This is a genomic window from Actinoplanes subtropicus, from assembly GCF_000721705.1.
In the GTDB taxonomy this organism is placed as follows: Bacteria; Actinomycetota; Actinomycetes; order Mycobacteriales; family Micromonosporaceae; genus Actinoplanes; species Actinoplanes subtropicus.
On sequence record NZ_JOJL01000028.1, the window covers coordinates 51,278 to 76,394 of the forward strand.

The window sequence follows — 25,117 nt, forward strand, 5'->3', positions numbered from 1 at the left end:
TAACAGGAGGTGAACGCAAGGTATCCTTTTCCATCCCGCCTGGAAACGCCACGGAGAGTGGTTATGCTTCCGGCTCGTACTCCATCCAACCGCCCCACCCGCCACCCTTGAGCGGACTCAAGGCCTCCTAGTTCGCCGACCCCTCGGAGCCCCATCGTGTCTGAAATCAGCGGATCCTCGATCCTCGTCACCGGTGCCACCGGATCGTTCGGGAAGGCGTTCCTCAATTACGCCCTGACACATCTGGACCCGCAGCGGATCGTGATCTTCTCCCGGGACGAGCTGAAGCAGTACGAGGTCCGCCAGCTGTTCGGCGACGACAAGCGGCTGCGCTTCTTCCTCGGCGACATCCGCGACCGCAACCGGCTGGCGCGCGCGATGCACGGGGTCGACTACATGATCCACGCGGCCGCGCTCAAGCAGGTCGACACCGCGGAATACAACCCCTCCGAGTTCGTGGCGACGAACATCAACGGTTCGCAGAACGTGATCGACGTCGCCATCGACGCCGGGGTCAAGAAGGTGGTCGCGCTCTCCACCGACAAGGCGTCCAGCCCGATCAACCTGTACGGCGCGACCAAGCTCGTCGCCGACAAGTCGTTCATCGCCGGCAACCACTACGCCGCCACCCACCCGACCCGGTTCTCGGTGGTCCGCTACGGCAACGTGATGGGCAGCCGCGGCTCGGTCGTGCCGCTGTTCCGCCGGCTGGCCGCCGAGGGCAAGAGCCTGCCGATCACCGACAAGCGGATGACCCGCTTCTGGATCACGCTGCCCCAGGCCGTGAAGTTCGTGGTCGACTCGTTCGACAAGATGGCCGGCGGCGAGCTGTTCGTGCCGCGCATCCCGAGCATGCGGATCATGGATCTGGTCGAGGCGGTCGCGCCCGGCTCGGCGACCCACGAGACCGGCATCCGCCCCGGCGAGAAGCTGCACGAGGAGATGATCGCCTCCGACGACAGCCGCCGTACGCTGCGCTTCCCGGACCGCTACGTGGTGCAGCCGGTCGTCGCGAGCTGGGGCTACCAGGAGCCGGAGGGCGGCGAGGAGGTCGCCGACGGCTTCAACTACCGCTCGGACAACAACGACCTGTGGCTGAGCATCGAGGACATGCGCAAGCTCATCGACGAGGAGAAATGATGCTGCCGTACGGGCGGCAGTCGATCGACCAGTCGGACGTCGAAGCGGTCGTCGCCGCCCTCGGCAGCGACTGGCTCACCACCGGCCCCCGGGTCGCGCAGTTCGAGAAGGACATCGAGGCCGTCGCCGGCGCGCCCGCGGTCACCGTGACCAACGGCACAACGGCGCTGCACGCGGCGTTCGCGGCGACCGGCGTCGGCCCCGGCGACGAGGTCGTGGTGACCCCGATGACGTTCGTGGCCACCGCCTCCGCGGCGGCCATGTTCGGCGCCACCGTGGTCTTCGCCGACGTCGAGGACGAGACGGCCAACCTGGACCCGGCCGCCGTCGAGGCCGCGGTCACCGGCCGCACCCGGGCCATCGCCGCGGTCGACTACGCCGGTCACCCGGCCGAGTACGACGCGCTCCGCAAGATCGCCGAGCCGCTGGAGGCGCTGCTGATCGGCGACGCCGCGCACGCGATCGGCTCCACGTACCACGGCCGGCCGGTCGGCACGCTCGCCGACCTCACCACGTTCTCGTTCTTCCCGACCAAGAACCTGACCACGGCCGAGGGCGGCGCGGTCGCCTCGACCCGGGCCGACCTGCTCGACCGGGCGCGCACCTTCAAGAACATCGGCATGGTCCGCGAGCCGGAGCGGCTGCGCCGCCGGGACGAGGGCGGCTGGTACTACGAGGTGCAGTCGTTCGGGCAGAACTACCGCCTGCCCGACGTGCTCTGCGCGCTGGGCAGCTCGCAGCTGAGCCGGCTCGCCGAGTTCAAGGCCACCCGGCAGCGGCTGACCGCCCGCTACGACGAGTTGCTCGCCGACGTGCCCGGCCTGCGCCTGCCGATCCAGCGCGAGGGCGTCGACCCGATGCGCCACCTCTACCCGGTGCGCATCCTCGACGGCCGCCGCCGCGAGGTGTACGACAAGCTCCGCGCCGCCGGCATCCTGGTGCAGGTCAACTACATCCCGGTGTACTGGCACCCGGTCTTCGAGGACATGGGCTACCGCCGCGGCCAGTGCCCGGTGGCCGAGCGCTTCTACGATGAGGAGCTGTCCCTGCCGCTCTTCGTCGACCTCACCGATGCCGATCAGGATCGCGTCGTGGAGGAGCTTCGTCAGATCCTGGGGAGCTGACCGGGTGCACCACGCCAACCACTTCTACGGCCACGCGCACGTGCTCGCCGAGTACTGCGGCCTGGATCCGGAGCACCCGCCCCGGATCGAGGGCTACGTGCAGCACGGCTGGAACGTGGTGGACGGGCTCGGCCTCGGCACGCCGTACCTCCCCGGCAAGCCGATCTTCGTGTGGTCCGAGCAGACCCGGCGGCGCGCCTGGTCGATGGGGCGCCGTCAGGCCACGGTGATCGGCGCGCCGTTCCTCTACCTGCTGCGGTTCGCCCCGCCCCCGCCCGACCCGGCCACCCGCGCCGGCACCATCTGGTACCCGTTCCACGGCTGGGAGAGCCAGCAGGTGAAGGGCAGCCACCGCCGGCAGATCGACGAGATCATGGCGATCGAGACCGGCCCGGTAACGTTCTGCCTGTACTGGAACGAGTACCGCAACGACAAGGTCCGCGCCGAGTACGAGAAGGCCGGCCGGGTGATCTGCCACGGCTACCGCGGCTACATGTGGCAGGACACCGACATCAAGTTCCTGCACAACCAGCTGGGTGAACTTCGCGCCCACCGACGGGTGGCCTCCAACCGGCTGAGCAGCGCCGTCTTCTACGGCGCCGCTGCGGGCTGCGAGCCGGCCGTCTACGGTGACCCGATGCATCTGGAGCGGGAGGACCGCGCCGTCGCCGAGCGCATCCGCCGGCAGTGGCCCGAGCTGCACGGCGAGCGGCCCGAGCCGGCCGCGGCCCGCCGGTCGGCGCTGGCCGAGCTGGGCGAGGACTACCTGGCCTCGCCCGCCGAGCTGCGCGCCATGCTCGGTTGGAGCCTTGACCGCGCGGCGGTGCCCGCATGATCCGGCTGATCGGCGGCGAGATGCCCGGGTGGAACGAGGACCGCCCGCCGGCTGGCGGCGCCCTGTACGGCTACCTGGCCGACCGGCTCCCGGCCGGGGCGCGCGTGCTGGTCGCCGGCCCGCACGAGCACGCGCTGATCGAGGCGCTCGCCGCCCGGACCGCGGTGACCTGCCTCGTCCGCTCGCAGCCCGAGGCCGAGCGGCTCGACGCCGCCGGCCTCGACGTGCTCTGCGGCACGCTGAGCAAGCTCACCGAGGCCGACCGCTGGGACGCGGTCGTCGCGTTCGACGGCGTCGGCCGGCTCTGCTCGGTCGAGGGCCCCCAGTACGACTGGGCCGAGTGTCTCCGGGCGCTCCGGAACGCGCTGCTCCCCGGCGGCCTCCTGCTGCTGACGGTCGAGAACGAGCTGGGCGTGCACCGGCTGGTCGACCCGGCCGCGGCGACGGCGGCGCGGACCGACGACGCCTGGCGGTCGCTGGGCGAGTTCGACGACAGCATGCCCGGCAGCCCGGCCCGCCTCACCGACCGGCTGGCCGGCGAGGAGCTGACCCTCGACTGGCTCGGCGCCGCGTGGCCGTCGCCCGCCGCGCCGACCCTGATCGCCACCCCGGAGGCGCTCCGGACCGGGCCGGCGGACGCACTCGCCGCCGCGGCCGCGAGCGCGGTCGCCACCGCGTACGCGAATCGTCCCGCTCTTTCCGACCCCCGCCGGCTCGCCGCATCCGCGGTGCGCGGCGGCATCGGAGCCGAGCTGGCCGCCGCCTGGCTGGTGATTGCCCATCGTGCGCCCCGCCCGGCCGCCACGCCGGCCCTGCCGCCGGTGCTGCTCGGCGACGGCCAGGTCCGCGAGGTGGCCCCGGGACCGGACGGCGCCTGGCCGCTACCGGCCGGCCGGCTGCTCGAGGAACTGCTGCTCGGCGCCTGCCTGCGGCACGACCTGCCGACGGTGCGCCGACTGCTCACCGGCTGGATGGCGGCGCTGCCGGCGGCCACTCCGGACAACGTGGTGGTGGCCGGCGAGACCTTCACCCGGCTCGACCCGGGCGTCCCGGCCCGCGCCGACGTCCTGCGCGGCTTCGCCTCCACACTGCTCACCGGCGGGTACGCGCACCCGTGGCCCGCCGCCACCGACCTGCGGACGCTGACCGCGATCCTGCACGGCGCCGCCGGCCTGCCCGGCGACGTCCCGGCGATTCCGCCCGGCGAGGACCCGCCGGTGCCGGATTCCCGCCGCGAACAACAGGAGCAGATGCGTGCCCTGCGCCGCCTGCTCGCCGACGCCGATGCGCGTGCCGAACTGTACGAACGCGAGATCGCCAAACGAGATGCGGAATTGACCAAAGCTCGTGTTCAAATTGCCACTTTCGGCGGTACCTTCGGCTACCGCATGGCCAAGCTTGGGTATGGCGTAGCGCGGAAGGCCCGTCAGCGCCTCCGAAAACGAGCATAAGCCCCCTTAAAGGACATAAATGACATCCCTCGGCATCATTCAGGCGCGGATGGACTCGTCCCGCCTCCCCCGCAAGGTGCTGCTCAAGCTCGGCGGCCGGTCCGTCCTCGAGCGGGTGGTCCGCGCCGCGCAGGCCAGCGGGGTCCTCGACGAGCTGGTCGTGGCCACCACGACCGAGGCGGCCGACGACGCGATCGTCGCCGAGTGCGCCGCGATCGGCGTGGCCTGCCACCGCGGGCCGGTCGACGACGTGCTCGCCCGCTTCCTCGGGGTGCTCGACCAGCACGAGAGCGACATCGTGCTGCGGTTCACCGCGGACAATCCGCTGATCGACCCGGCGATCATCAGCCGGGCGCACCGGGTCTTCGTGGCCGCCGGGGCCGACTACCTGAGCACGTCGCTGGCCCACACGCTGCCGCGCGGGCTGGATGTCGAGATGGTGCGCACGCCGGTGCTGCGGCAGGTCGACGCGCTCGCCACCGACCACCACCGGGTGCACGTGACGTCGTACATCTACACGCACGCCGACGACTTCGACGTGATCGGGCTCACCCTGCAGCCCGACCTGTCCCACCTGCGGCTCACGCTGGACACCGAGGACGACTGGAAGCTGATCGAGGCGATCGTCGACCACTTCGGCGACGAGCCGGTAGAGCTCAAGAAGGTGGCCGCCTGGCTCACCGAGCGCCCCGACCTGATCGAGCTGAACGCGCACGTGCTGCAGAAGGCGCTAGTCCAGGCATGAACGACTGCACCGAGCGGCCCCGTGCCGACTGGCCCAGGGGCGAGCTGCGCACCCAGGCCGCAGGCGAGGGCCAGGAGGGCATGCCGAAGGTTGGCTCCGCGTGACGATCGTCGGTATTCGCTGCGACGCCGGTGCCCGCACCGGCGTCGGGCATCTGGTCCGCTGCGTGGCGCTCGCCGAGGAGCTGGTGGCCCGCGGCGCCGGCGTTCGGTTCCTCAGCGACCTGGGCGGCGTGGCCTGGGCCGAGGCCCAGCTCAGCCAGCGCGGGCTGCCCGGGCATCCGCCGCCGTTCGACCCGGTCGGCCTGGTCGCGGCGGTCGAGCGGCTGGAGATCGACGCGCTGGTGATCGACTCGTACACGCTGCCGCCGGCGCACAGCGTGGCGGTGCGCAAGACCGGGCGCCGGGTGCTGGCCATCGTGGACGGCGATTTCCGGGGGCAGACCGCCGACATCTACGTCGACCAGAACCTCGACGCGCGGATCGACGTCGAGGACGCGATCGGGCTGGCCGGGCTGGATTACGCGCTGCTGCGCTCGTCGGTGCGCTCGCTGCGGCCGGTGACCCCGCCGGTGCACCGCCCCGGGCGTACGCCCAAGGTCGTGGCCTTTTTCGGCGGAACCGACGCCTACCGCGCGGCGCCGCAGGTGGCCGCGCTGCTCACCCGGACCGGCGTCGGTTTCGACGCCACGGTCATCGCGGCGAACGAGGAGCTGAACGCCGAGCTCTCGGCGATCCCGGCCGGACCGGGGCAGCGCTTCGAGATCATCTCGCCCACCGACGACCTGCCGAAGCTGCTCGCCGGCGCCGACCTCGCGGTCAGCGCCAGCGGCACCTCGACCTGGGAGCTGCTCTGCCTCGGCCTGCCGGCCGCGCTGGTGTGGGTGGTGGACAACCAGATCCTGGGGTACGACCGGACGATCGCCCGCGGTTACGCGGCCGGCCTGGGGCAGCTCGGTCACCTGGGCGACGACGCGGTGTCGACGCTGCGGGCCCTGCTCACCGACGCGTCCTGGCGCACCGAACTGGCCGCCAAGGCGTGGGCGGCCGTCGATGGGCGCGGCGTGGAACGCGTGGCTTCCGCGCTGCTCGAGCCCTAAGGCTGGGTGACCTCGATGACCACCTTGCCGACCGCGTGCTGCTCGACCGCCTCGTGCGCGTCGGCGACCCGCTCGAACGGGTAGCGCAGGATCGGCAGCCCGGCCTCCTCACCGACCCGGAAGGCGCCGGTGTTGACCGCCTCGGCCACCGCCGCGACCGCGTTGTCCTTCTCCTCGGTCGTGGTCGTGTAGGTCAGCACGAAGTCGAGGCTGACGTTCTTGAGCATCGCCTTGAAGCTCGGGATGGTCACCTCGCCGCCCACGTAGATGCCGATGTTGCCGCCGGGCGCGACCGCGCTGAGGTCGGCCCGCAGGTTCTCGGTGTTCACCTCGACGACGACGTGCGCGCCGCCGGGGGCCAGCTCCTTGACCCGGGCCGCCAGGTCCTCCTCGCGATAGTTGATCACCGCGTCGGCACCCGCGGCACCGGCGAGATCGGCCTTCTCCTTCGAGCTCACCGTGGTCAGCACGGTCGCGCCGGCCCACTTGGCCAGCTGGATCGCGGCGTTGCCGACCGCGCCCGCGCCGCCGGCGACCAGCACGGTGCGGCCCGCCAGCGCCCCCGGTTCCAGCCTGGCCGGGCCGTCGCTGGCCAGGGTGAGGCAGCGGTGCGCGGTGAGCGCCGGGATGCCGAGCGCGGCGCCGACCTCGAACGGGACGTCGTCGTTCATCCGCACCACCTGGCGGCGGGGCAGCACCACGTACTCCTGGGCCGTGCCGTTCGCCCGGCCGTAGCCGGCGTCCCAGACCCAGACCCGGTCGCCCGGCTCGAGCCCGCCGACCCCCTCCCCGACCGCGTCGACCACGCCGGCGCCGTCCTGGTTGGGCACCCGGGGCGGGGTCACGCCGTCGGGCACGCCGCGACCCGCACGGGTCCCGGTGTCGGTGGGATTGACCGCGGACAGAACGACCCGGACCCGGACCTCACCCGCGCCGACGGGCGGCGTCTCCCGCTCGACGATCTGCAGGACGGCGGCGGGCCCGGGCTCTTCGAAGACAGCAGCGCGCATGCCTCCACCCTAGGCCTGTCCTGCCGGTCACGCGGGGCTGCGGCGTGGCCCGGACGGTGCCAGACGGCGTCAGACCCGCCACCATCGCCGCGGCGTCCTCGTCCCTCGCCGGCCGGATCATCGGCTCCCTCATGGCTCCCGGCCGAGGGAGTCGAGGAAGGCGTCGAGGCCGATCTCCGGCTCGGGCGCGGGCCGGCAATCGACGAACAGGCCGAGGGCGGAGATCACCTTGAAGACCAGGCCGACCTCGACGGTGGGCTTGCCCGCCTCGAGGTCGGACAGCCAGCGGCGGCTGACCGTTGCCCGGGCCGCCAGGTCGGCCTGGCTGAGGCCTGCCTCCCGCCGGCACTCGCGCAGGTAAGACCCGAGATCTTCACAGTTGCTCAGTCGCATTTCTCGCCCCGCGTGTGCGCGTACGTACACATCCTAGGGGTTGTGCACGTACGTGCACACTGGCCGCCATGTGCGCGTACGCGCGCAACCTCGAAAAGGGCTCAGCGGCTTCCGGCGGGGTGCCGAACAGCAAGGATGTCCGCACCACAGCTCCTGGAGGCACCCGTGTCAACCGTGCTCATCGCCGACGACGACGCCGACCACCGCGAGCTGCTCACGCTCGCCCTGCGCCGCGCCGGGTACGAGGTGGTCACCGTCGACGACGCGGCCGCCGCGATGACGGCCCTGCTCGCCGGCGGCTTCGACGCCGCGCTGCTGGACGTCCGGATGCCCGGCGAGTCCGGCATCGAACTGTGCCGGCGGCTGCGGGCCGAACCGGCCACCGCCCTGCTCCCGGTGATGCTGATCAGCGCCGACGTCAACGACCAGCGGATCCTCGCGGCGCTGCAGGCCGGCGCCGACGACTACCTGACCAAGCCGTTCCACCGGGCCGAGCTCTGCGCCCGGCTGGACAACGTGCTGCTGCGCAAGCCGGTCACCGCGGCCAGGTCGGCGAGCGCCGCCACCGCCGCCGCGATGGCGGCCACCCGGGCAATGCGCGGCTGCGTCGCCCCGGAGCAGGACCGCCGCTCGGCGTAAAGATCGGCGTAAGGTCGGCGTCATGGCCGTCGATGACACGCTGCTCCGCTATCACACCGCGCGGGGCCGCTGGGTCCTGTTCGCCACCGTCCTCGGCTCCAGCCTGGCGTTCATCGACGCCACCGTGGTCAACATCGCGCTCCCCTCGATCGGCCGGGACCTGCACGCCGACGCGGCCGGCCTGCAGTGGACCGTCAACGGGTACGCGCTGAGCCTGGCCTCGCTGATCCTGCTCGGCGGCTCGCTCGGCGACCGGTTCGGCCGCAAGCGGATCTTCATGATCGGCATCGCCTGGTTCGCGATCGCCTCGCTGCTGTGCGGCCTGGCCCCGAGCATCGAGCTGCTGATCGGCGCCCGGGTCCTGCAGGGCATCGGCGGGGCGCTGCTCACCCCCGGCGCGCTCGCCATCCTGGAGGCCTCCTTCCAGCAGGAGGACCGCGCCCGCGCGATCGGCGCCTGGTCCGGCCTGGGCGGCATCGGCGGCGCGTTCGGCCCGTTCCTCGGCGGGTGGCTGGTCGAGGCCGGCAGCTGGCGGTACGTCTTCCTGATCAACGTGCCGGTCGCCGTGCTCGTGCTCCTGGTGACCGCCCGGCACGTGCCGGAGTCGCGGGACCCGGCCGCGGGCCGCCGCTTCGACATCGCCGGCATCGTGACCGGCGCGATCGGGCTCGGCGGCCTCACGTACGGCTTCACCGCCTGGCCGACGCGCGGCCCGGGTGACCCGATGGTCCTGGTCTCGCTGGCGGTCGGGGTCGCCGGGCTGGTGGCGTTCGTGCTGGCCGAGCGCCGCTCGGCGCAGCCGATGGTGCCGCTGGAGATCTTCCGCCACAAGGCGTTCGCCGGGGCCAACCTGGTCACCTTCCTGGTGTACGCGGCCAACGGCGGCATCTTCTTCCTGTTCGTCATCAACCTGCAGGTGGTGGCCGGGTTCAGCCCGCTGGCGGCGGGCACCGCGATGCTGCCGGCAACCATCCTGATGTTGCTGCTGTCGGCCCGCTCCGGCGCGCTCGGCCAGCGCATCGGCCCGCGGATCCCGATGACCGTCGGGCCGCTGATCTGTGCGGTCGCCGTGCTGCTGATGTCGATGATCGGGCCGGGCGCGTCGTACCTCACCGACGTGCTGCCCGCGGTGATCATCCTGGGCCTGGGCCTGTCCACTCTGGTGGCGCCGCTGACCGCCACCGCGCTCGGCTCGCTCGACGACGCGCACGCCGGCATCGCCTCGGGCGTCAACAACGCGGTGGCCCGGGCTGCCAGCCTGCTCGCGGTCGCGATCCTGCCGCTGGCGGCCGGGCTGGGCGCGGGCAGCCTCACGGTGTCCGACCAGCTGCACCCGGTCTTCCGCAACGCGATGCTGATCTGCGTGGGTCTGATGGTCGGCGGCGCGGCGCTGGCGTTCGTCCTCATCCCGAACCGGATCACCAAGCCCACGCCGCCGCGCAGCTTCTGCGACCCGTGCTCCCCGCCGGTGCAGGCCAGCGCCAAGAGCGGGGCTCAGTAGTGGGCGATGATCCGGCGCCCGGGGCCGTCCACGGTCATCCGACCGCCGTACGGCAGGATCCACTGCGGCGCCGTGTGACCGAAATCGACACCGAAGACGGCCATCGCCGACGGGTGGTAGGCGGCCAGCGCCCGTAACACCGCGTCCCGCTGCTCGTCCCGGTAGCGGGCCCGGTCCTCCTGGGGCGGCCGGTTCTGCAGGTTGCTCGCCTTGGCCGTGGCGACCAGCACCGCCGGGAACTGCTCCAGGAGGCCGCGCTCGCCCGCGTTGCGCAGCATCCGGAACACCTCGCCGGCCGGCGGCATCTCCTCCGAGGTCTCCAGCAGCAGGACCGATCCGGCGTACGCGTCACTCGGCTTGATCCATCGGTTGGCGGCCAGGTTCCAGTGCAGTATCTCCAGGTTCCCGCCCCAGGCCGGCCCGGTGACCACCCGATCGGCCCGGTGCCAGTGGAAGCCCGGACTGGACACCCGCGGCGCGGACCGGGTGAGCGCCGCCGGGTCGGCCCAGTCCAGCTCCTCGTCGCTGAACTCGGCGACCGGGGTGATCTCCAGATCGACGGTCTCGAAGAGCGCAGCCCGCAGCGAGGTGAGGTGCTCGGGATCCGCGCCGCCGCCCCGCGCGAGGTGCACCATCGTCGAGCCGCCGTGGTAGGCGGGCACGCCGTGCAACGACAGCCAGTTCAGGATGTTGGTGTTGTCGGAGTAGCCGAAGAAGGGCTTCGGGTCGGCCACGAACGGCGCCGGGTCCAGGTGCGGCAGCACGGTGATCTGGTCGTCGCCGCCGATGGTCGCGAAGACCGCCCGGATCGCCGGGTCGGCGTACGCGGCCATCAGGTCGGCGGCGCGCTCCGCCGGGGAGCCCTGGTGGCGCGTCGTCGGATATTCCACCGGCTCGAGACCCAGCAGCTCACCGATCCGCCGGACGCCGAGGTCGTGCACGGCGGGGAACAGCCGCGGAGCGGCGAACGACGGCGACAGCACGGCAACTCGATCGCCTGGCTTCACTTTCATCTGCCGAACGTACTAAATCATCCCGGCGCGCAGGGCGTAGGCGACGGCGTGCGACCGGTTGCGCAGCTTGAGCCGGTGGGTGACTCCGTAGATCACGTTCTTCACGGTCCGCTCGGAGTAGCAGAGCTTGCCGGCGATCTCGTTGGTGTCGAACCCGTCGGCCATCAGCCGCAGCACGTCGATCTCCCGCGGGGTCAGCCCCGACGCGTTCAGCCCGTTCGGCGCCAGCACGTCCCGCTGCATCCGGTCGACCTGTTTGAGCAGCTCGCCGATGAGGTTGGGGGGCAGCACCCCGCCCCCGGCCGCGGCCGCCCGCACGCTGTGCGCGAGCCGCTCGGTGGTCACCGCCGAGCGCGGCAGGATCGCCACCACCCGGCACTCGACCGCGGTCAGCAGTTCGGCCTCGGCGACCTCCTGGCAGACCAGCACGATCGGCGCGCCGGTCTCGGCGCCGGCCCGGCGCAGCGCGGACACCACGTCCGGGGTGAGCCGCTCGGCGGCCGCCACCAGCACCTGGGCGTCCGCGCGCTGCTGCGGGCGCAGCAGCGAGATGTCGCCGCGGAACTGCAGCAGCGCCGCCAGCCCCGCGTGGCTGACCGGATCCATCGCCTGCAATGCGACCCTGACCTGTTCCATGGCCGACCCCTCCCGACGCGCCCAGCGTGGAGCAAGTGTCGGAGAAGGTTCTTCAGGAATTCTTCAGAGATCCTTCATCGCCGTACGAGGGTCGGTAGGCCAGTTCAGCAGAGGCGCGATTCGCCGCGGAAGGGGTAGCGCGGAGAACTGCCCGTCCGTGCGGTTTGTGTTATCCATTGACACCCGGCCCGTCTCCCTCGAAGTTGGGTTCACCGACTCGGGAGGACAAGTGCCAGAGGCTTTGCGCGCCAGCGTGCTGGGGCCGGTGCGCGCCTGGGTGGGGGATCGCGAGATCGACCTGGGCGCCGCCCGGCAGCGGGCCGTCTTCGCGGTGCTCGCCGCGCACGCCGGACGGCTGGTCGGGCGGGACGAGCTGATCACCGCGATCTGGGGCGACTCGCCGCCGGCGACCGCGGCCGGCAGCGTCTACACGTACGTCTCGGGCCTGCGCCGGGTGCTCTCGCCCGGCCAGCTGACCAGCGCGTCGGGCGGCTATCTGCTGCGGCTGGAGCCGGGCGAGCTGGATGCCGGCCGGTTCCAGCAGCTACGGGCGGGGGCGGCCGAGCTGCTGACGGCCGGCGACCATCGCGGCGCCGCCGGCCGGCTCGAGGAGGCGCTCGCGTTGTGGCGCGGCGACGCGTACGCCGGCCTCGCCGGGCCCTTCCTGGAGCTGGACCGGCAGCGCCTGGCCGAGCTGCGCCTGGCCACCGCCGAGCAGCGCGCCCGGATCCTGGTCGACCTCGGCGGCGACGACAGCCTGATCGCCGAGCTGACCGGCCTGGTCAAGGACAACCCGCTGCACGAGCCCCTGCACGAGCTGCTGATGCTGGCCCTGCACCGGGCCGGCCGGCACGCCGAGGCGCTGGAGGTGTTCCGCGCCGCCCGCCGCACGCTGGTCGCCGAGCTCGGCATCGAACCCGGGCCGGCCCTGCGCGAGCTGCAACGCCAGGTACTGACCGGCACGGCCCAGAAAGAGCCGATCCGGACGGTCGTGCCGACCGCCGTGGCCAGGGCGCTGCGGGACGGCCTGGCCGGGCGGGACTGGATCGGCCGCGAGACCGAGGTCGATCAGCTGCGCGGGTACGTACGGCAGCTCGCGGCCGGCTCCGGCGGCGCGGTCTGGATCGAGGGCGAGCCGGGCATCGGCAAGACCGAGCTGCTCACCCACGCGTTCGCCGACGCGGCCCGCTGCGGCTGCCGGGTGGCCTGGGGCGCGGCCGACCAGCTCGGCTCCCGGGTGCCGCTGCAGGTGCTGTCCCGCGCGCTCGGCCTGGAGTCGGCGACCCGCCGGCCGCACGGCCCGCTGGCCGAGCCGGACATCGCCGAGGACCAGATCGTCGCCGCCGTCCGGGCCGCCTGCTCGGCCGCGCCGCTGATCCTCATCGTCGACGACATGCAGTGGGCCGACTCGGCCACCCAGCGGGTCTGGGAGCGGCTGCGCGGCCTGGTGACCCGGCTGCCGTTGCTGCTGGTCGCCTCGTCCCGGCCGGGCGACCCGGCCGGCCCGCCGACCGCGCTGCGGCTGCGCCCATTGCGGCCGGCCGAGCTCGACCGGCTGGTCGCGGCGCTGGTCGGGGCCCCGCCCGGGGACAACCTGCGGGCGCTGGTCGCCCGCTCGGGCGGCAACCCGCTGTTCGCCCGCGAGCTGGTCGGCGCGCTGCGGCAGCGGGACGCCGTCGAGGTGGCCGGCGGCCGGGCGGACATCGGGCCGGAGGTGACCGTCGAGCCGCCCCGGACGCTGATGGCCGCCGTGCACGCCACCCTCGACCTGCTCTCCGGCTCGACCCGGGAGGTGCTGCGGCTGGCCGCGCTGCTCGGCTCGGAGTTCTCGGTGAGCGAGGTCGTGGCGGTGACCGGCCGCTCGGCGCTCGACCTGGTCGGCGCGCTGGAGGAGGCGCTGGCCGCGAGCGTGCTGGTGGACAGCGGGACCGACCTGGCGTTCCGGCACGCGTACCTGCGGCAGGCGCTGGTGGAGAGCGTCCCGCCGGCGCTGCGGGCGGGGCTGCACCGGCACGCGGCCGAGGTGCTGGCGGCCGGCGGCAGCGCGGTGACCCGGGTGGCCGAGCAGCTCGTGGCCGAGACGCCGGCGGTGGACACCTGGGTGCTGAACTGGCTGCTCGCCCATCACGCCGAGGTGGTCCGGCGGGCGCCGCAGATCGCCGGCGACCTGATCCGCCGTACGCTGCGGACCGACCTGCCCTCCGCGGCCCAGCGCGGCGTCCTGCTGGTGGCCCTGGCCCGGCTGGAGTTCCGCCGGCAGCGATTCCCGATGACCGAGGCCGAGGAGGCGATGAGCCTCGCCACCGACCCCGGCGACCGGGCCGAGATGCGCCAGCTGCTGGCCACCATGCGGCACCGCAGGGGCGAGGAGGCCGAGGCGGTCGCGATGCTGCGGGACGCGGTGGACGACCCGCGGGTGCCGGAGATCTGGCGGACCCGGCATCGGGTGCTGCTGGCCAATTTCCGCCGTGGCGACCTGGACGACCTGGACCGCGCCGAGCGCCGGGCCCGGGACGTGCACGCCGAGGCGGTGGCGGCGGGCCAGCCGTACGAGACCGCCTTCGCCCTGCAGACGATCTGGCTGACCAGTTCGATCCGGCGCGACCACGAGCGCGCGCTGCGGCACGTCGACCAGGCGCTGGACGTGGTGGCCGGCCGCGCCGAGCTGGCCGGCACGTACTTCGACCTGCTGGACAACCGCCTGTTCTCGCTGCAGAACCTGGACCGGCTGGACGAGGCGCAGAGCACCCTGCGCCGGGCCGCCGAGTTCGCCGCCGCGCACCGGCTGCCGGCCGGTCTCCAGGTGGCGACCGCGGTGCAGGACTACTGGCTGGGCCGCTGGGACGAGGCGCTGGCCGAGGTGTCCGCGGTGACCGAGGACGGCCCGGGCATCACCCGGCACGGCATGCGCGAGCCGGGCGCGGTGACCATGCTGCTGCACGGGGTGGCCGCGCTGATCGCGCTGCACCGGGACGCGCGCGACCTGGCGGCCGCGCACCTGGATGCGGCCGACGCGGTGCCGGCCAGCGAGGCGGAGCGGGAGAACTGCGACTTCCTGCTGGTGGCCAGGGCGCTGGCGGCCGAGCGGCGGGGGCAGGACGCCGAGGCGCTGGAGATGCTGGCGCCGCTGCTGCAGCCCTCGTACGCCCCGATGATGCTGCGCCACCAGTGGCTGCCGGAGGTCATGCGGCTGGCCCGGCGGCTGTCCAGGATGGACGTCGCCGAGCGGGCCGCCGCGATCTGCGCCGCCGAGGCCGCCCATGAGGTACGCCCGGCCCGCGCGCACGCGGCGCACCTGCGCTGCCAGGCGCTGCGCAGCGGCGATCCGGGGCCGGCCCGGGCCGCCGCCGAGCACTACCGGCAGGTGGGCCGGCGGTTCGAACTGGCGGCCGCGCTCGAGGACGCGGCGATGCTCAGCGGCGAGCGCCCGGACGAGGCGTTGCGCATCTACACCTCGATGTCGGCGCGCTGGGACATGGCGCGCATATCACTGTCCATAGCTTCGGCGGGTTAACTAGGAGTCGTGACGAACGAACAAGTGGTCTTCGGCGGGGATCTGCCCGTCAACCGGGTCGGCTACGGAACCATGCGTCTCACCGGCTGGCCGCAGGGCAACCGGCCGGATCGTGACACCGCGCTCGCGGTCCTGCGGCGGGCGGTGGAGCTGGGCGTCAACCACCTCGACACCTCGAACTACTACGCGCGGGACGGGGTGGCGGCCAACGAGTTGATCCGGACGGCTCTGCACCCGTACCCGCAAGGTTTGGTCTTGGTCACCAAGGTCGGCGCGCTGGTGGAGGGCGACGACATCGCCAAGCCGGCCGCCGAGCACTCCGGCCTCACCGCCGACGGCCTACGCCGCGGCGTCGAGGCGAACCTGCGGTCGCTCGGCGTGGACCGGATGGACGTGGTGAACCTGCGGATGGGCGACCGGGGGCACGACGGATCGGCGTTCGAGCCCGCGCTGGAGACCCTGATGGCGCTGCGGGCCGAGGGCCTGATCCGGCACATCGGCATCTCCAACGTGAGCCGGGCGGAATTCGACCGGGCCCGTGGCATCGCCGACATCGTCTGCGTGCAGAACCTCTACAACATCGCGGACCGCGACGACGACCCGCTGATCGACGCGTGCGCCGCGGCCGGGATCGCCTACGTCCCGTTCTTCCCGGTCGGCGGCGGGTTCCGGCCGCTGGCCGCCGAGCGGCTGAGCGCGGTGGCCGAGCGGCTCGGCGCCACGATCCAGCAGGTGGCGCTGGCCTGGCTGCTCGCCCGCTCACCGAACGTGGCGGTCATCCCGGGCACCGGCTCCGTGGCGCACCTGGAGGAGAACGTCGCGGCCGGCCGGCTGCGACTGGACGAGAAGGACCTGGCCGAGCTGGGTTAATCCACGTTGGCCGTGCCGAGCGGGTGGCCGTCGTGATCGGCCACGGTCACCGACTGCACGTCGTCGATCTGGAACGAGCTGGCCCCGATCACCTTGGCGTTGCCGGACGGGGTCGGCCCCCAGGCGGCCGCCTGCTCGACCTCGCCGTGCATGCTGCGTACCTGGCAGAGGAACGGCCCCTCGCCGCGCAGCTTGGTCACGTCGAGCGCCACCGAGACGCCCCAGGTCTTCGGGGTCAGCACCGCCTCGCCGGCGAGTCCACTGCCCTCGGCCGCCTCGAACTGCGCGGTCACCAGCTGCGGGCTGGGCAGCACCGACGGGGTCGTGGTCTCCCGGTTGCCGCGGATCACCCCGATCCCGATCACCGCGGCGACCACCACCACGGCGGCCGCGGCCAGCCAGCGCACCCGGGCGATCCGGTTCTCCCGGGAGCGCTCGGCCCGCATCCGGCGCAGCAGGCCCTCGACGTTCTCCGCGGTCGGCCGGGCCGACATGCTGATCGGTGCTTGCGCACCGCCGGGAAACGCACGCTGGGCGTCGGGCAGGCGTTGCAGCAGCTCCGGTACGGGCGCCAGCCGCTCCAACTCGTCGCGGCACTCGTCGCAGTCGCGCAGGTGAGCGTCGAGCCGGTCGGTGTCCGCGTCGTCGAGGCCGCCGAGCAGGTAGCCGCCGAGCAGTCGACGCAGGTCGTCGTGATCGGGGTTCACCGCAGCACCCCCATCTCCTCGAACGCCGTCCGTAACGCCCGGACCGCGTAATATGCCCGTGATTTCACCGTTCCCTCGGGCACGGACAACCGCCGTGCGGTCTCCGCCACGCTCTGCCCCTCGTAGTACATCGCCCGGACCACGGCCTGATGCTCGGCGGAGAGCCGCTCCAGCGCCTCGGCCACCAGCCAGCCCTCGACCAGCTGGTCGACGTTGTCCTCGACCGGCATGGTGTCGACCGCGATCTCGTCCGCCACCAGGTGCGGCCGGCGCTGCTCGGCCCGCCAGGCGTTGGTCACCACGTTGCGGGCGATGGTCAGCAGGTACGAGCGGGTCCGCCCCTGGTCGGTGTCGAGGTGATCGATGTGTTTCCAGGCGCGCAGCAGGGTCTCCTGCACCATGTCCTCGGCGCGATGCCGGTCGCGCACGTAGCGCAGGACGAAGCCGAGCAGGACCGCATAGTGCTCGTTGTAGAGCGCGGTCATCAGCTCCTCGTCGGGGCTCACCCGTCGCCTCATCCGCGCCATGCCCTTCCCCAGCATCCGTCTGCCACCCACTTGTACACCGTCACGGTGAAGCGGGTTCGATCGGAGCCGCCGGATCCCGGACAGGGCGATGCCCGGTCCCCCTCGCCGGGACCGGGCATCGCGTCACTGAGAACCTCAGGAAGAGGACGGAGAGGGCGTGGCCGAGGCCTGCCTCTTCTGGTATGCACAGAAGCCGGCGCCGCCGTAGCGGAAGGTACGCGGGGGGGTATTCACCGCGGCGAACTTCTGGATCGGATAGAAAGCCGGCCCGTCGTAGAAGAGGGGGTTCACGGCCGGGCCATTGAGGTACGCGACGCTGGCCATGTACGCCGCCGCCGTGGATTGGTCGCCCCAGGCGCCCGTGCCCATGTCGGTGTCGCACGGCTGCAGGCTCTGCGTCGCCGTCTCGCCGAAGGCGTGGAGCTGGCCGGTGCGGGTGAACGTGGTGCCCTGATCGGTCCACAAATTCTCGGGGAAGTAGCCGATCCACTCCGAGTCGAAGGCGATCCACCAGGCGCCGTCGGAGTATTGAATGCCGAACTTCTTGGTGACGCCGTACGCGAGGGTGTCGCCCGGCTTGAGGTTCTTGCTGTACTGCTGGAAACCGCAGCCGTTGTAGCAGGTCGGCTTGTGTTCGACCCAGTGGAAGACGAACAGGTGCGGGTCGTCGTCGCCGTTCACCGCGCGGTCGACCGTCCAGCCGAGCTCGACGGCCTCGCCCCCGTCGGCCGACCGCACCGCGATCTCGCCGAGCGAGTGACCGTCCTGGTCGCCCAGCCTCGGCTTGCCGATCGTGACGTTCACGTACAAGCCATCCGACTCGGCCGGATCCTTCAGCGAGCCCTGATGCATGCCCTGATACAGGTAGCAGGGGTCTTTCGTGTCTTCGCAGGTGGGGCCGCTGCTGGACGCCGACGGGTCGGGCTCGGGCGACGGCGGCGCCGCGGGGCGCGCCCCGGACTGGGACGAGAGGACCTCCGACAGATCGCCCTTCGGCGCGTACCGCCCCCGCGGCAGGATCGAGCCGCTCGTGTCGTTGGAGGCGGCGTCCAGGCCGTCCGCCCGCAGCGTCCGGGCGCTCACGCCGGCACGGTCCTTACGCACCAGTTGCGGGCGGGCGCCCCACGGCAGCAGCGCGGGCGGCGTCGAGAGAGTGTCCGCCGAGCTGGTCGGCGTGGCGGCGACCGGCTGCTGGTCGGTGGAGTCGCCGATCTGCTCGGCGCCCGCGTTCAGGGTCGAGGCAACGCCCAGGGCGCCGACCACGGCGACCGCGATACCGGCGGCCAGCAGGCCGCGGCGTGACTTCAACACGTGTCCGTCCTCGTTGATCGTGTGGTCGGAGGTGTGGGCGAGGGGGCCTCCGGCACCGGTTCTCGGCGGCGCCCGTCACCATATAGCCTTCTCGATTCGAGGTGACCCTGCTGACGGGTTTTCCGCCTTAACGGCTGAGGCCGGGAACCGATCTGGTGAGGCAAACCGTAATTTCGGCGACGCAGCGTGTCGGCGTGATTGCGGAGGGCGGATTTCACGCCTGGATCGGAAAGAGGCAAAGTGCCACGAGCTTCTTTCCGGACTAGCGTGTGGACATGGGTGGGATCCGGGTCTTGTCGCTCACCGGCGGAGGCGTCGTGACGCACGCCCTGGCCGAGGTCGCAGCCCTGCTGGAGCGGCCGGACGCGCTGGTGTGGGTGGACATTCCGGAGTGCAGCGACGAGGCCGTCGCGCTGCTCACCGACGTGCTGGGCTGTCATCCCCTTGCCGTCCGCGACTGTATGCAACGGAATCGCGTGCCACGTGTCCGGATTTATCCGCATCAGCAGCTGGTTATCCTGCACGGACCGGAGCGGGGACCGTCCGGGCATGTGCACTATCTCGAACTCGATCAGATAATCGGCGAGAAGTACGTCGTAACCGTGCACGGCCCGATCAATCCGAACCTTTCTCTCGATGTCGCACTACGGGAGACCGACGGGGTCCGGCGGCGGCTCGAATCCGGCCGGTTGCGCCCCAATTCGCCGTACGATCTCTCGTACGCGATCACCTCCGCCTTGATCCACCGACTCGAAACGTTCATCGAGGAGATCACCACCGACGTGTGGCACCTCGAGCAGCGGGTCACCAGCGGGCACATGGGCAACCCCGAGGAGTTCCTCGAGGAGCTGTTCCAAGCCCGGCACGGCCTGCTCGCGGTGCGCACGATGGGCGCGCTCGGCGCCGAGGTGTACGGCCGGATAGCCGCCCTCGAGGCCCGGGTGCCGGCCGACGACCGCCCGCTGGTCAACGACGTGGTCGACCAGCTCAACCGGATCCGCGGGCTGGCCGACGGCGAGCGCGAGTACCTGCAGGGTGTGATCGAGTTCTACCGGGCCCGGGCCGAGACCAAGATGACCATCGCGGCCGAGCGGCTCGCCGTGATCGCCGTGGTGACCCTGCCGATCACCGCGCTCTCCTCGATCTACGGCATGAACGTCATCGTCAACACGCACACCCACGTAGCGCAGCTGATCGCCGTCCTGGTGGTGATGGCCGTGATGTCCGTGCTGCTGCTGGGCTGGGCCAAGCGCCGCGGCTGGTGGTAGGCGGCCCATCCGCGCGGGCCCGCGCTCCGAACCGGGGGCATGACCGGGGTGGATGATCGTTACCGAGTGGTCCGGCTGCTCGACGAGGACGAGCTGGGCCGGGTCTGGCTGGCCGAGGACGAGGTGCTCTGGCGCTGGGTGACGCTGCGGGAGCTCGCCGACGGGCTGCCGATCGGCTCGGCCGTGGCACGGCTGCCGGCCATGAAGATCTACAACGCGGTCGTCTGGAGCGAGCGCTCCTGGATCGTCATGGAGTTCGTCGCGCGACCCGCCCTCAGCATCGGCCGGGCCGCCGTCCCCTCCCCAGGGAGCTAAGCCTATAGTCTCTATAGGCATTGTATGCGAACCGAGGAGCTCCCGTGACCGTCGTCGATCTTCGCCTCGACCATCTCGCCCTGGCCGCCCGCTACGCCGCCGAGCCCGAGCAGTGGCCGGTGGCGCCGCGCTACAACCCGGTCAGCCGGTGGTACCAGCGCCTGCACGTGGCCGACGATCACGAGGTCTGGCTGCTCACCTGGCTGCCCGGCCAGGGCACCGACCTGCACGACCACGGCGGCTCGGCCGGCGCGTTCCACGTCCTCGCCGGCACGCTCACCGAGGACGCCGTCACGACCCCGGCCGGCGCCCCGCCGCGCATCGTCGGTCGCGAGCTCGGCGAGGGCGCCGGGCGGCGGTTCGGCAGCCGGCACATCCACCGGATCACCAACCGCTCGTCGCGCCCGGCGGTGAGCATCCACGTGTACGGCCCGGCACTGACCACGATGACCCGGTACCGCCTCGGCGCCGACGGCCTCGAGACGCTCACCGTCGAACAGGCGGGGGTGCAGTGGTGAGCGCTTCAGTGACCGGCGCCTCATTGATCGGCGCCGACGCTCCGCCACCCGGCTCCGCCGGCATCGCCGAGATCCTGGCCGGCGCCCGGGCCCGGCTGCGCCGCGTCGGCCCGCACGAGACGGCCGAGGCCCTGGAGCGCGGCGCCGTCCTGATCGACATCCGGCCGGCCGCCCAGCGCGCCGAGTTCGGCGAGATCCCCGGCGCGGTGATCATCGAGCGCAACGTCCTCGAGTGGCGGCTCGACCCGCGCAGCGACGCCCGATTGCCGTTCGCCGAGAGCTACGACCTCGAGGTGATCGTGACCTGCCAGGAGGGTTACACCAGCAGCCTGGCCGCGGCCGCGCTGCAGGACCTGGGCCTGCACCGGGCCACCGACCTGGCCGGCGGTTTCGCCGCGTGGCGAGACGCCGGCCTGCCGGTGAGACGTGCCGATTAGTGTTCCGCCGCGTCCGGTCTGGCCTTCTTCGGGAGCAGGAAGGACAGTCCGAAGGCGAGGAGCAGCAGGATCAGCGTGACGCCGGTGGTCCGGATCGTGGCGTCCTGGAAACCGGCGCGGACCTGCTCCTGGGCGTACGCCTGGACCTGGGGTGCCGGTGCGCCGGCGCCCTGGCAGCTGGCCGGCACCGCGTCCGGGTCGTTCTCGGCGGTGCGGTCGCGCAGGCACTCGCGCAGGCCGGTGACGACGGCCGGCTGCGCGTCGGCGGGCACCCCGGCCGTGGTGAGCACCGTCCGCACCTCGGCCGCCGAGCCGTCCACATGCGATGCCACCTGGCCGGGCAGGATGGCGAAGAAGATGGTGCCGAGCACGGCGATGCCGAAGGCGCCGCCCAACTGCTGCACCGAGGTGAGCGCCCCGGAGGCCGAGCCGGTCTCCTCGGTGTCGACGCCGGCCAGCACGATGTTGAAGAACGGCGCCATCGCCAGGCCCATGCCGGCGCCGAGCAGCACCAGAGCCGGAATCATGTGGTACGGCGTGATGTCCGCCCCGGCCAGCCGTACGGTCAGCGCGAAGCCCGCGGTGCCGACGATCATCACGGCCGTGCCGATCAGCAGCAGCTTGCGCCCCAGCTTCTCGGCCAGGCCGGCGCCCGCCGCAATGAAGCCGGCGACCGTGCCCAGCGCCTGCGGCAGCGTGGTGAGACCGGCCTTGAGCGGCGAATATCCCAGCCCGATCTGCAGGTAGAAGGTGAACACCAGGCCGGTGCCGATCAGCGCGGCGAAGAAGACCAGGCCGACCGCGAGCCCGCCGGAGAACGCGCGCTTGCGGAACAGGCTGGGCGTGACCAGCGGGTCGAGCCGGCGCCGCTCGCGCCCGGTCTCGTAGATCGCGAACAGTCCGAACACGATCACGCCGGCGGCCAGCAGCACGAAGCACCAGACCGGCCAGTCCAGGTCGCGGCCCTGCACCAGCGGGTAGAGCAGCAGGAAGGCGCCGACCCCGGCGAGCAGCACGCCCAGGACGTCCAGGCGCGGCGGACGCGCGCTGGAGAATTCCGGCAGGAACCGCAGCGCGCCGAAGACCGCGAACAGGCCGAGCGGCAGGTTGATGAAGAAGATCATCCGCCAGCCCCAGTCGAAGTAGTTCGCGTCGACCAGCCAGCCGGCCAGGATCGGGCCGCCCACCGAGGACAGGCCCATCACCGGGCCGAACGCGCCGAACGCCTTGGCCTGCTCCTCGTCGGAGAACATCTGCTTGATCATGCCGAGGCCCTGAGGCAGCATGACCGCGCCGAACAGGCCCTGCACCGCCCGGCCGATGATCAGCTGGGCCGGCGACTGGGCGAGACCACAGGCCAGCGAGGCGAGCGTGAAGCCGGCCGCGCCGATCAGGAACATCCGGCGGCGGCCGAAGATGTCGCCGAGCCGCCCGCCGGTGAGCAGGCCGATCGCCATGGCCAGGGTGTAGGCGGCGCCGAGCCACTGGATCAGGCTGTACGCCCCGCCCAGCTCGGCGCGGATCGACGGCCCGGCGATGTTGGTGACCAGGGCGTCGAGCAGGTCCATCACCTCGACGGCCAGGATCACGAAGAGTGCGACCCACCGATATCGGTACGCGGTGGGCGTGGTGGCCGTCTTGTCGAGTACGGCTTCCATCGGGAGTCCCCCTGAACGGTGTTCGTTGGTTACGAACACCGTTCTACTGGCGAACACCGTTCGCGTCAAGTAAGTTATCCGACGATGAAAGAGTCGCCGTTCCTCCGGCGGGCGATCAAACCCCAGCGCCCCGCCAAGAACCCGCTCGGCCGCGACGAGATCGTGCGGGCGGCCCTGCGGATCGTGAAGACCGAGGGCATCGACGGGGTCAGCATGCGGCGCATCGCCGCCGAGTTCGAGACCGGTCCGTCCAGCCTCTACGCCCACGTGACGAGCAAGGACGAGCTGCTCCAGCTCATGTTCGACGAGGTCTGCGGCATGGTCGAGATCCCCCCGCTGGACCCGCCGCGGTGGAAGGAACAGATCCTCGAGATAGCCCGGGCGAGCCACCGCATCCTGCTCGACCACTACGATCTCGCCCGCGCCGCGCTCGCCATCGTCCCCACCGGCCCGAACGCGCTGCGCGCCTCGGACGCCATGATCGGCATGATGCTGGCCGGCGGCGTTCCCGCCCAGCACGCGGCGTGGGCGATGGACCGGATCTTCTTGTACGTCACCGCGGACGCGTACGAAATGTCCATCTGGCGCGGGACGGCCACCGAGGAGGAAGCGTTCCCCGCCGAACTCGAGAGGGACCTGCGGGCATACTTCGAGCAGGTGCCGGTCGATCTCTACCCGAACATCCGCGCGCACGCGCAGGAGCTGGTCAGCGGCGACGCGGAGGCCCGCTTCGAGTTCGGCCTCGCCCTGCTGGTCGACGGCCTGGGCAAATATGTCACGAAATGAGCGATCGACGATGTCTTCAACATCGACAATCCGTTGTCGTCAGGCGTAGTTGATCTGAACGGTTTTGTTGATACTGGGTCGATGGAAGGCCTGCCGGTCCCGGTCACCGCGTTCGGTCCGCTGCACCTGCTCGTCCTGCGCGTGCACCGCCTGGCGAACACCGGCCGCGGGCACGAGGCGATCGCGGCCGCCGACGCGTACCTGGCGCTGGCCCGCGCGTGCGGCGACGCCAAGAGCATCCCGTACCTGATCCAGGGCAAGATGTACGCCAACCTGCACATGGGCCGCTACCCGGAAGGCGCTGAGCTCGCCGAGCGGCTGTTGCGCCTGCACCGCGCCAACGGCTCGGCGCTCGCTGAGGCCAAGACCCTGTGCGACCTGGCCCACTTCGACATCCTCCGGTCCCGCTACGTCGACGCCATGCGCAACCTCGCCCGGGCCGCCGTGCTGATGGACGCGCCGCATCCGTACCGCGACCGCCGGGTCTCCGCGCTCTGCTCGTTCGCCGAGGCGGCCACCGCCGCCGAGATGTACGAGAACGCGGCCGCCGCCTACGAGCAGCTCAGCGAGACCACCAGCGCGTTCGACCTGGTGCACGCGATGACGTTGCTCTACTGGGGCCTGCGCCTGGACCACATCGGCCGGCACGACGAGGCGGCCGACCGGCTGCACCGCAGCGCCGCGATCACCCGCCGGCACGCCGACCAGCGCCCCGACGACATGGGCACGGCGGCCATGCTGGCTCTCACCCTGGCCAAGCTCGGCGACGTGATCCCCGCGGAAAAGCTGGCCCGCGAGGCGATCATGCCGCTGCGTACGGCCGAAAGCTTCCAATACGCCCGGATGGCCCACCTGGCGCTCGGCATCAGCCTGCGCGCCCAGGGCGCCCTGGCCGAGGCCCGCACCGAGATCGTCGCGGCCGGCGAGCTGTGCGCCTTCGGCGGCCGGCCCGACGAGCAGCCGATCATCCGGTTCGAGCGGGCCCTCACCGCGCTCGCGCTCGACGACGGCCAGTCCAGCCGCGACCTGTTCGACGCGGTCGCCGGCCAGACCCGCGAGCTGTGGCGGATGCGCCTGCAACGGGTGGCGATGCTGCGCCAGGCCCGCCAGCAGGAGGAGGCGGAGTCGGCCCGGGCCCGCGCCGAACGCGAGGTGCTCCGCGACCCGCTGACCGGCCTGGGCAACCGCCGCCGCTTCGACCTGCTGCTCGACCGCATCGACTCGGGCCGGCTGGCCGAGCCGCTGGTCCTGCTGCTGGTCGACGTCGACCACTTCAAGGCGGTGAACGACGCCTATTCGCACTCGGTCGGCGACCGGGCACTGCGCGAGGTGGCCCGCATCCTGCGCGCCCACTGCCGCACGGAGGACGTCCCGGTTCGCTACGCCGGCGACGAGTTCACCGTGTTCCTGCGCGGCGACCTGCAGGTGGGCCGGGAGGTGGCCGAACGCATCCGAGCCGCGGTGGCCAACTCCGACATCATCCCGGGCGTCCGGCTCACCGTGAGCGTCGGCCTGGCCGCCCTGACCCCCGGCATGACCGGCGACGCCCTCTTCCGAGCCACCGACGACCGCCTCTACGCCGCCAAATTCAGCGGCCGCAACACCATCGCCTCCTGACCC

General features: G+C 72.1%; 24 protein-coding genes. 16 read left to right on the plus strand and 8 right to left on the minus strand.

The annotated features are described in order from the left end of the window. Positions 1-156: 156 nt before the first annotated feature. The 6 genes from pseB to IH26_RS0135400 all read left to right on the plus strand — a co-directional run bounded on the left by pseB (position 157) and on the right by IH26_RS0135400 (position 6,394). Positions 157-1,140, plus strand: coding sequence for a UDP-N-acetylglucosamine 4,6-dehydratase (inverting) (gene pseB, locus IH26_RS0135370; RefSeq protein ID WP_030440624.1), 984 nt, complete (start codon positions 157-159; stop codon positions 1,138-1,140). Next, positions 1,140-2,264 (plus strand): DegT/DnrJ/EryC1/StrS family aminotransferase, encoded by a 1,125-nt coding sequence (locus IH26_RS0135375; protein ID WP_030440625.1) that lies wholly within the window; start codon positions 1,140-1,142, stop codon positions 2,262-2,264. Before pseB ends, IH26_RS0135375 begins: the two co-directional genes overlap by 1 nt. Before the next feature lie 4 nt (positions 2,265-2,268). After that, positions 2,269-3,099, plus strand: coding sequence for a hypothetical protein (locus IH26_RS0135380; protein WP_030440626.1), 831 nt, complete (start codon positions 2,269-2,271; stop codon positions 3,097-3,099). After that, positions 3,096-4,550, plus strand: coding sequence for a hypothetical protein (locus IH26_RS0135385; protein WP_030440627.1), 1,455 nt, complete (start codon positions 3,096-3,098; stop codon positions 4,548-4,550). Before IH26_RS0135380 ends, IH26_RS0135385 begins: the two co-directional genes overlap by 4 nt. A 19-nt stretch (positions 4,551-4,569) precedes the next feature. Next, positions 4,570-5,295 (plus strand): cytidylyltransferase domain-containing protein, encoded by a 726-nt coding sequence (locus IH26_RS0135390; protein WP_030440628.1) that lies wholly within the window; start codon positions 4,570-4,572, stop codon positions 5,293-5,295. Between the two features lie 100 nt (positions 5,296-5,395). Further along, entirely contained in the window at positions 5,396-6,394 is a 999-nt protein-coding gene (locus tag IH26_RS0135400) for a PseG/SpsG family protein (protein WP_030440629.1), read from the plus strand. Here IH26_RS0135400 and IH26_RS0135405 read toward each other — a convergent pair. Beyond that, the gene (locus tag IH26_RS0135405) at positions 6,391-7,404 is read right to left on the minus strand and encodes an NADPH:quinone reductase (protein WP_030440630.1); all 1,014 of its coding nucleotides are present in this window, start codon (positions 7,402-7,404) and stop codon (positions 6,391-6,393) included. The genes IH26_RS0135400 and IH26_RS0135405 overlap by 4 nt on opposite strands. A 129-nt stretch (positions 7,405-7,533) precedes the next feature. Further along, a complete protein-coding gene (locus tag IH26_RS0135410; protein WP_030440631.1) occupies positions 7,534-7,797 on the minus strand; it encodes a helix-turn-helix transcriptional regulator in 264 nt (87 codons plus the stop codon). Positions 7,798-7,962: 165 nt separating this feature from the next. Here IH26_RS0135410 and IH26_RS0135415 point away from each other — a divergent pair, with 165 nt between their 5' ends. Beyond that, entirely contained in the window at positions 7,963-8,436 is a 474-nt protein-coding gene (locus tag IH26_RS0135415) for a response regulator transcription factor (RefSeq protein WP_030440632.1), read from the plus strand. 22 nt (positions 8,437-8,458) lie between these two features. Then, positions 8,459-9,937, plus strand: a complete 1,479-nt coding sequence (locus tag IH26_RS0135420; RefSeq protein WP_030440633.1) for an MFS transporter — start codon at positions 8,459-8,461, stop codon at positions 9,935-9,937. Here the strand turns inward: IH26_RS0135420 and IH26_RS0135425 are convergent. Both IH26_RS0135425 and IH26_RS0135430 read right to left on the minus strand, forming a co-directional pair. Next, complete coding sequence (locus IH26_RS0135425) at positions 9,931-10,950, minus strand: S66 family peptidase (protein WP_030440634.1); 1,020 nt, start codon at positions 10,948-10,950, stop codon at positions 9,931-9,933. The genes IH26_RS0135420 and IH26_RS0135425 overlap by 7 nt on opposite strands. A 12-nt stretch (positions 10,951-10,962) precedes the next feature. Further along, positions 10,963-11,586 carry a helix-turn-helix transcriptional regulator gene (locus tag IH26_RS0135430; RefSeq protein ID WP_030440635.1) on the minus strand — a complete coding sequence of 208 codons (624 nt, stop codon included), beginning with the start codon at positions 11,584-11,586 and terminating at the stop codon, positions 10,963-10,965. A 229-nt stretch (positions 11,587-11,815) separates the two neighbouring features. On the opposite strand from IH26_RS0135430, the gene IH26_RS0135435 reads away from it, so the two are divergent. Further along, the gene (locus IH26_RS0135435; RefSeq protein WP_051809126.1) at positions 11,816-15,100 is read left to right on the plus strand and encodes an ATP-binding protein; all 3,285 of its coding nucleotides are present in this window, start codon (positions 11,816-11,818) and stop codon (positions 15,098-15,100) included. A gap of 9 nt (positions 15,101-15,109) precedes the next feature. After that, the gene (locus tag IH26_RS0135440) at positions 15,110-15,970 is read left to right on the plus strand and encodes an oxidoreductase (RefSeq protein ID WP_030440637.1); all 861 of its coding nucleotides are present in this window, start codon (positions 15,110-15,112) and stop codon (positions 15,968-15,970) included. Here IH26_RS0135440 and IH26_RS0135445 read toward each other — a convergent pair. The 3 genes from IH26_RS0135445 to IH26_RS0135455 all read right to left on the minus strand — a co-directional run bounded on the left by IH26_RS0135445 (position 15,967) and on the right by IH26_RS0135455 (position 18,515). Then, positions 15,967-16,677 (minus strand): zf-HC2 domain-containing protein, encoded by a 711-nt coding sequence (locus IH26_RS0135445; protein ID WP_030440638.1) that lies wholly within the window; start codon positions 16,675-16,677, stop codon positions 15,967-15,969. The genes IH26_RS0135440 and IH26_RS0135445 overlap by 4 nt on opposite strands. After that, positions 16,674-17,195, minus strand: coding sequence for a sigma-70 family RNA polymerase sigma factor (locus IH26_RS0135450; protein WP_030440639.1), 522 nt, complete (start codon positions 17,193-17,195; stop codon positions 16,674-16,676). The genes IH26_RS0135445 and IH26_RS0135450 overlap by 4 nt, the downstream gene beginning before the upstream one ends. 144 nt (positions 17,196-17,339) lie before the next feature. Beyond that, a complete protein-coding gene (locus tag IH26_RS0135455; protein ID WP_051809128.1) occupies positions 17,340-18,515 on the minus strand; it encodes a neprosin family prolyl endopeptidase in 1,176 nt (391 codons plus the stop codon). A 275-nt stretch (positions 18,516-18,790) separates the two neighbouring features. Between IH26_RS0135455 and IH26_RS0135460 the strand changes: the two genes are divergently transcribed. Genes IH26_RS0135460 through IH26_RS0135475 form a run of 4 tightly spaced genes read left to right on the plus strand, consistent with a single transcriptional unit; the run spans position 18,791 to position 21,053 of the window. Beyond that, positions 18,791-19,783, plus strand: coding sequence for a magnesium transporter CorA family protein (locus IH26_RS0135460; RefSeq protein ID WP_169789871.1), 993 nt, complete (start codon positions 18,791-18,793; stop codon positions 19,781-19,783). 39 nt (positions 19,784-19,822) lie between these two features. Then, positions 19,823-20,098 carry a protein kinase family protein gene (locus IH26_RS0135465; protein WP_157437554.1) on the plus strand — a complete coding sequence of 92 codons (276 nt, stop codon included), beginning with the start codon at positions 19,823-19,825 and terminating at the stop codon, positions 20,096-20,098. 44 nt (positions 20,099-20,142) lie between these two features. Then, the gene (locus tag IH26_RS0135470) at positions 20,143-20,616 is read left to right on the plus strand and encodes a cysteine dioxygenase (protein WP_030440643.1); all 474 of its coding nucleotides are present in this window, start codon (positions 20,143-20,145) and stop codon (positions 20,614-20,616) included. A 26-nt stretch (positions 20,617-20,642) separates the two neighbouring features. Beyond that, positions 20,643-21,053, plus strand: a complete 411-nt coding sequence (locus IH26_RS0135475; RefSeq protein ID WP_051809164.1) for a rhodanese-like domain-containing protein — start codon at positions 20,643-20,645, stop codon at positions 21,051-21,053. Here IH26_RS0135475 and IH26_RS0135480 read toward each other — a convergent pair. Beyond that, complete coding sequence (locus IH26_RS0135480; RefSeq protein ID WP_030440645.1) at positions 21,050-22,711, minus strand: MFS transporter; 1,662 nt, start codon at positions 22,709-22,711, stop codon at positions 21,050-21,052. The two genes, IH26_RS0135475 and IH26_RS0135480, sit on opposite strands and share 4 nt — an antisense overlap. 84 nt (positions 22,712-22,795) lie before the next feature. Here IH26_RS0135480 and IH26_RS0135485 point away from each other — a divergent pair, with 84 nt between their 5' ends. Together IH26_RS0135485 and IH26_RS0135490 are read left to right on the plus strand one after the other, a co-directional pair. Then, entirely contained in the window at positions 22,796-23,497 is a 702-nt protein-coding gene (locus IH26_RS0135485; protein WP_030440646.1) for a TetR/AcrR family transcriptional regulator, read from the plus strand. Between the two features lie 81 nt (positions 23,498-23,578). Further along, positions 23,579-25,114 carry a GGDEF domain-containing protein gene (locus tag IH26_RS0135490; protein WP_030440647.1) on the plus strand — a complete coding sequence of 512 codons (1,536 nt, stop codon included), beginning with the start codon at positions 23,579-23,581 and terminating at the stop codon, positions 25,112-25,114. Positions 25,115-25,117: the final 3 nt, after the last annotated feature.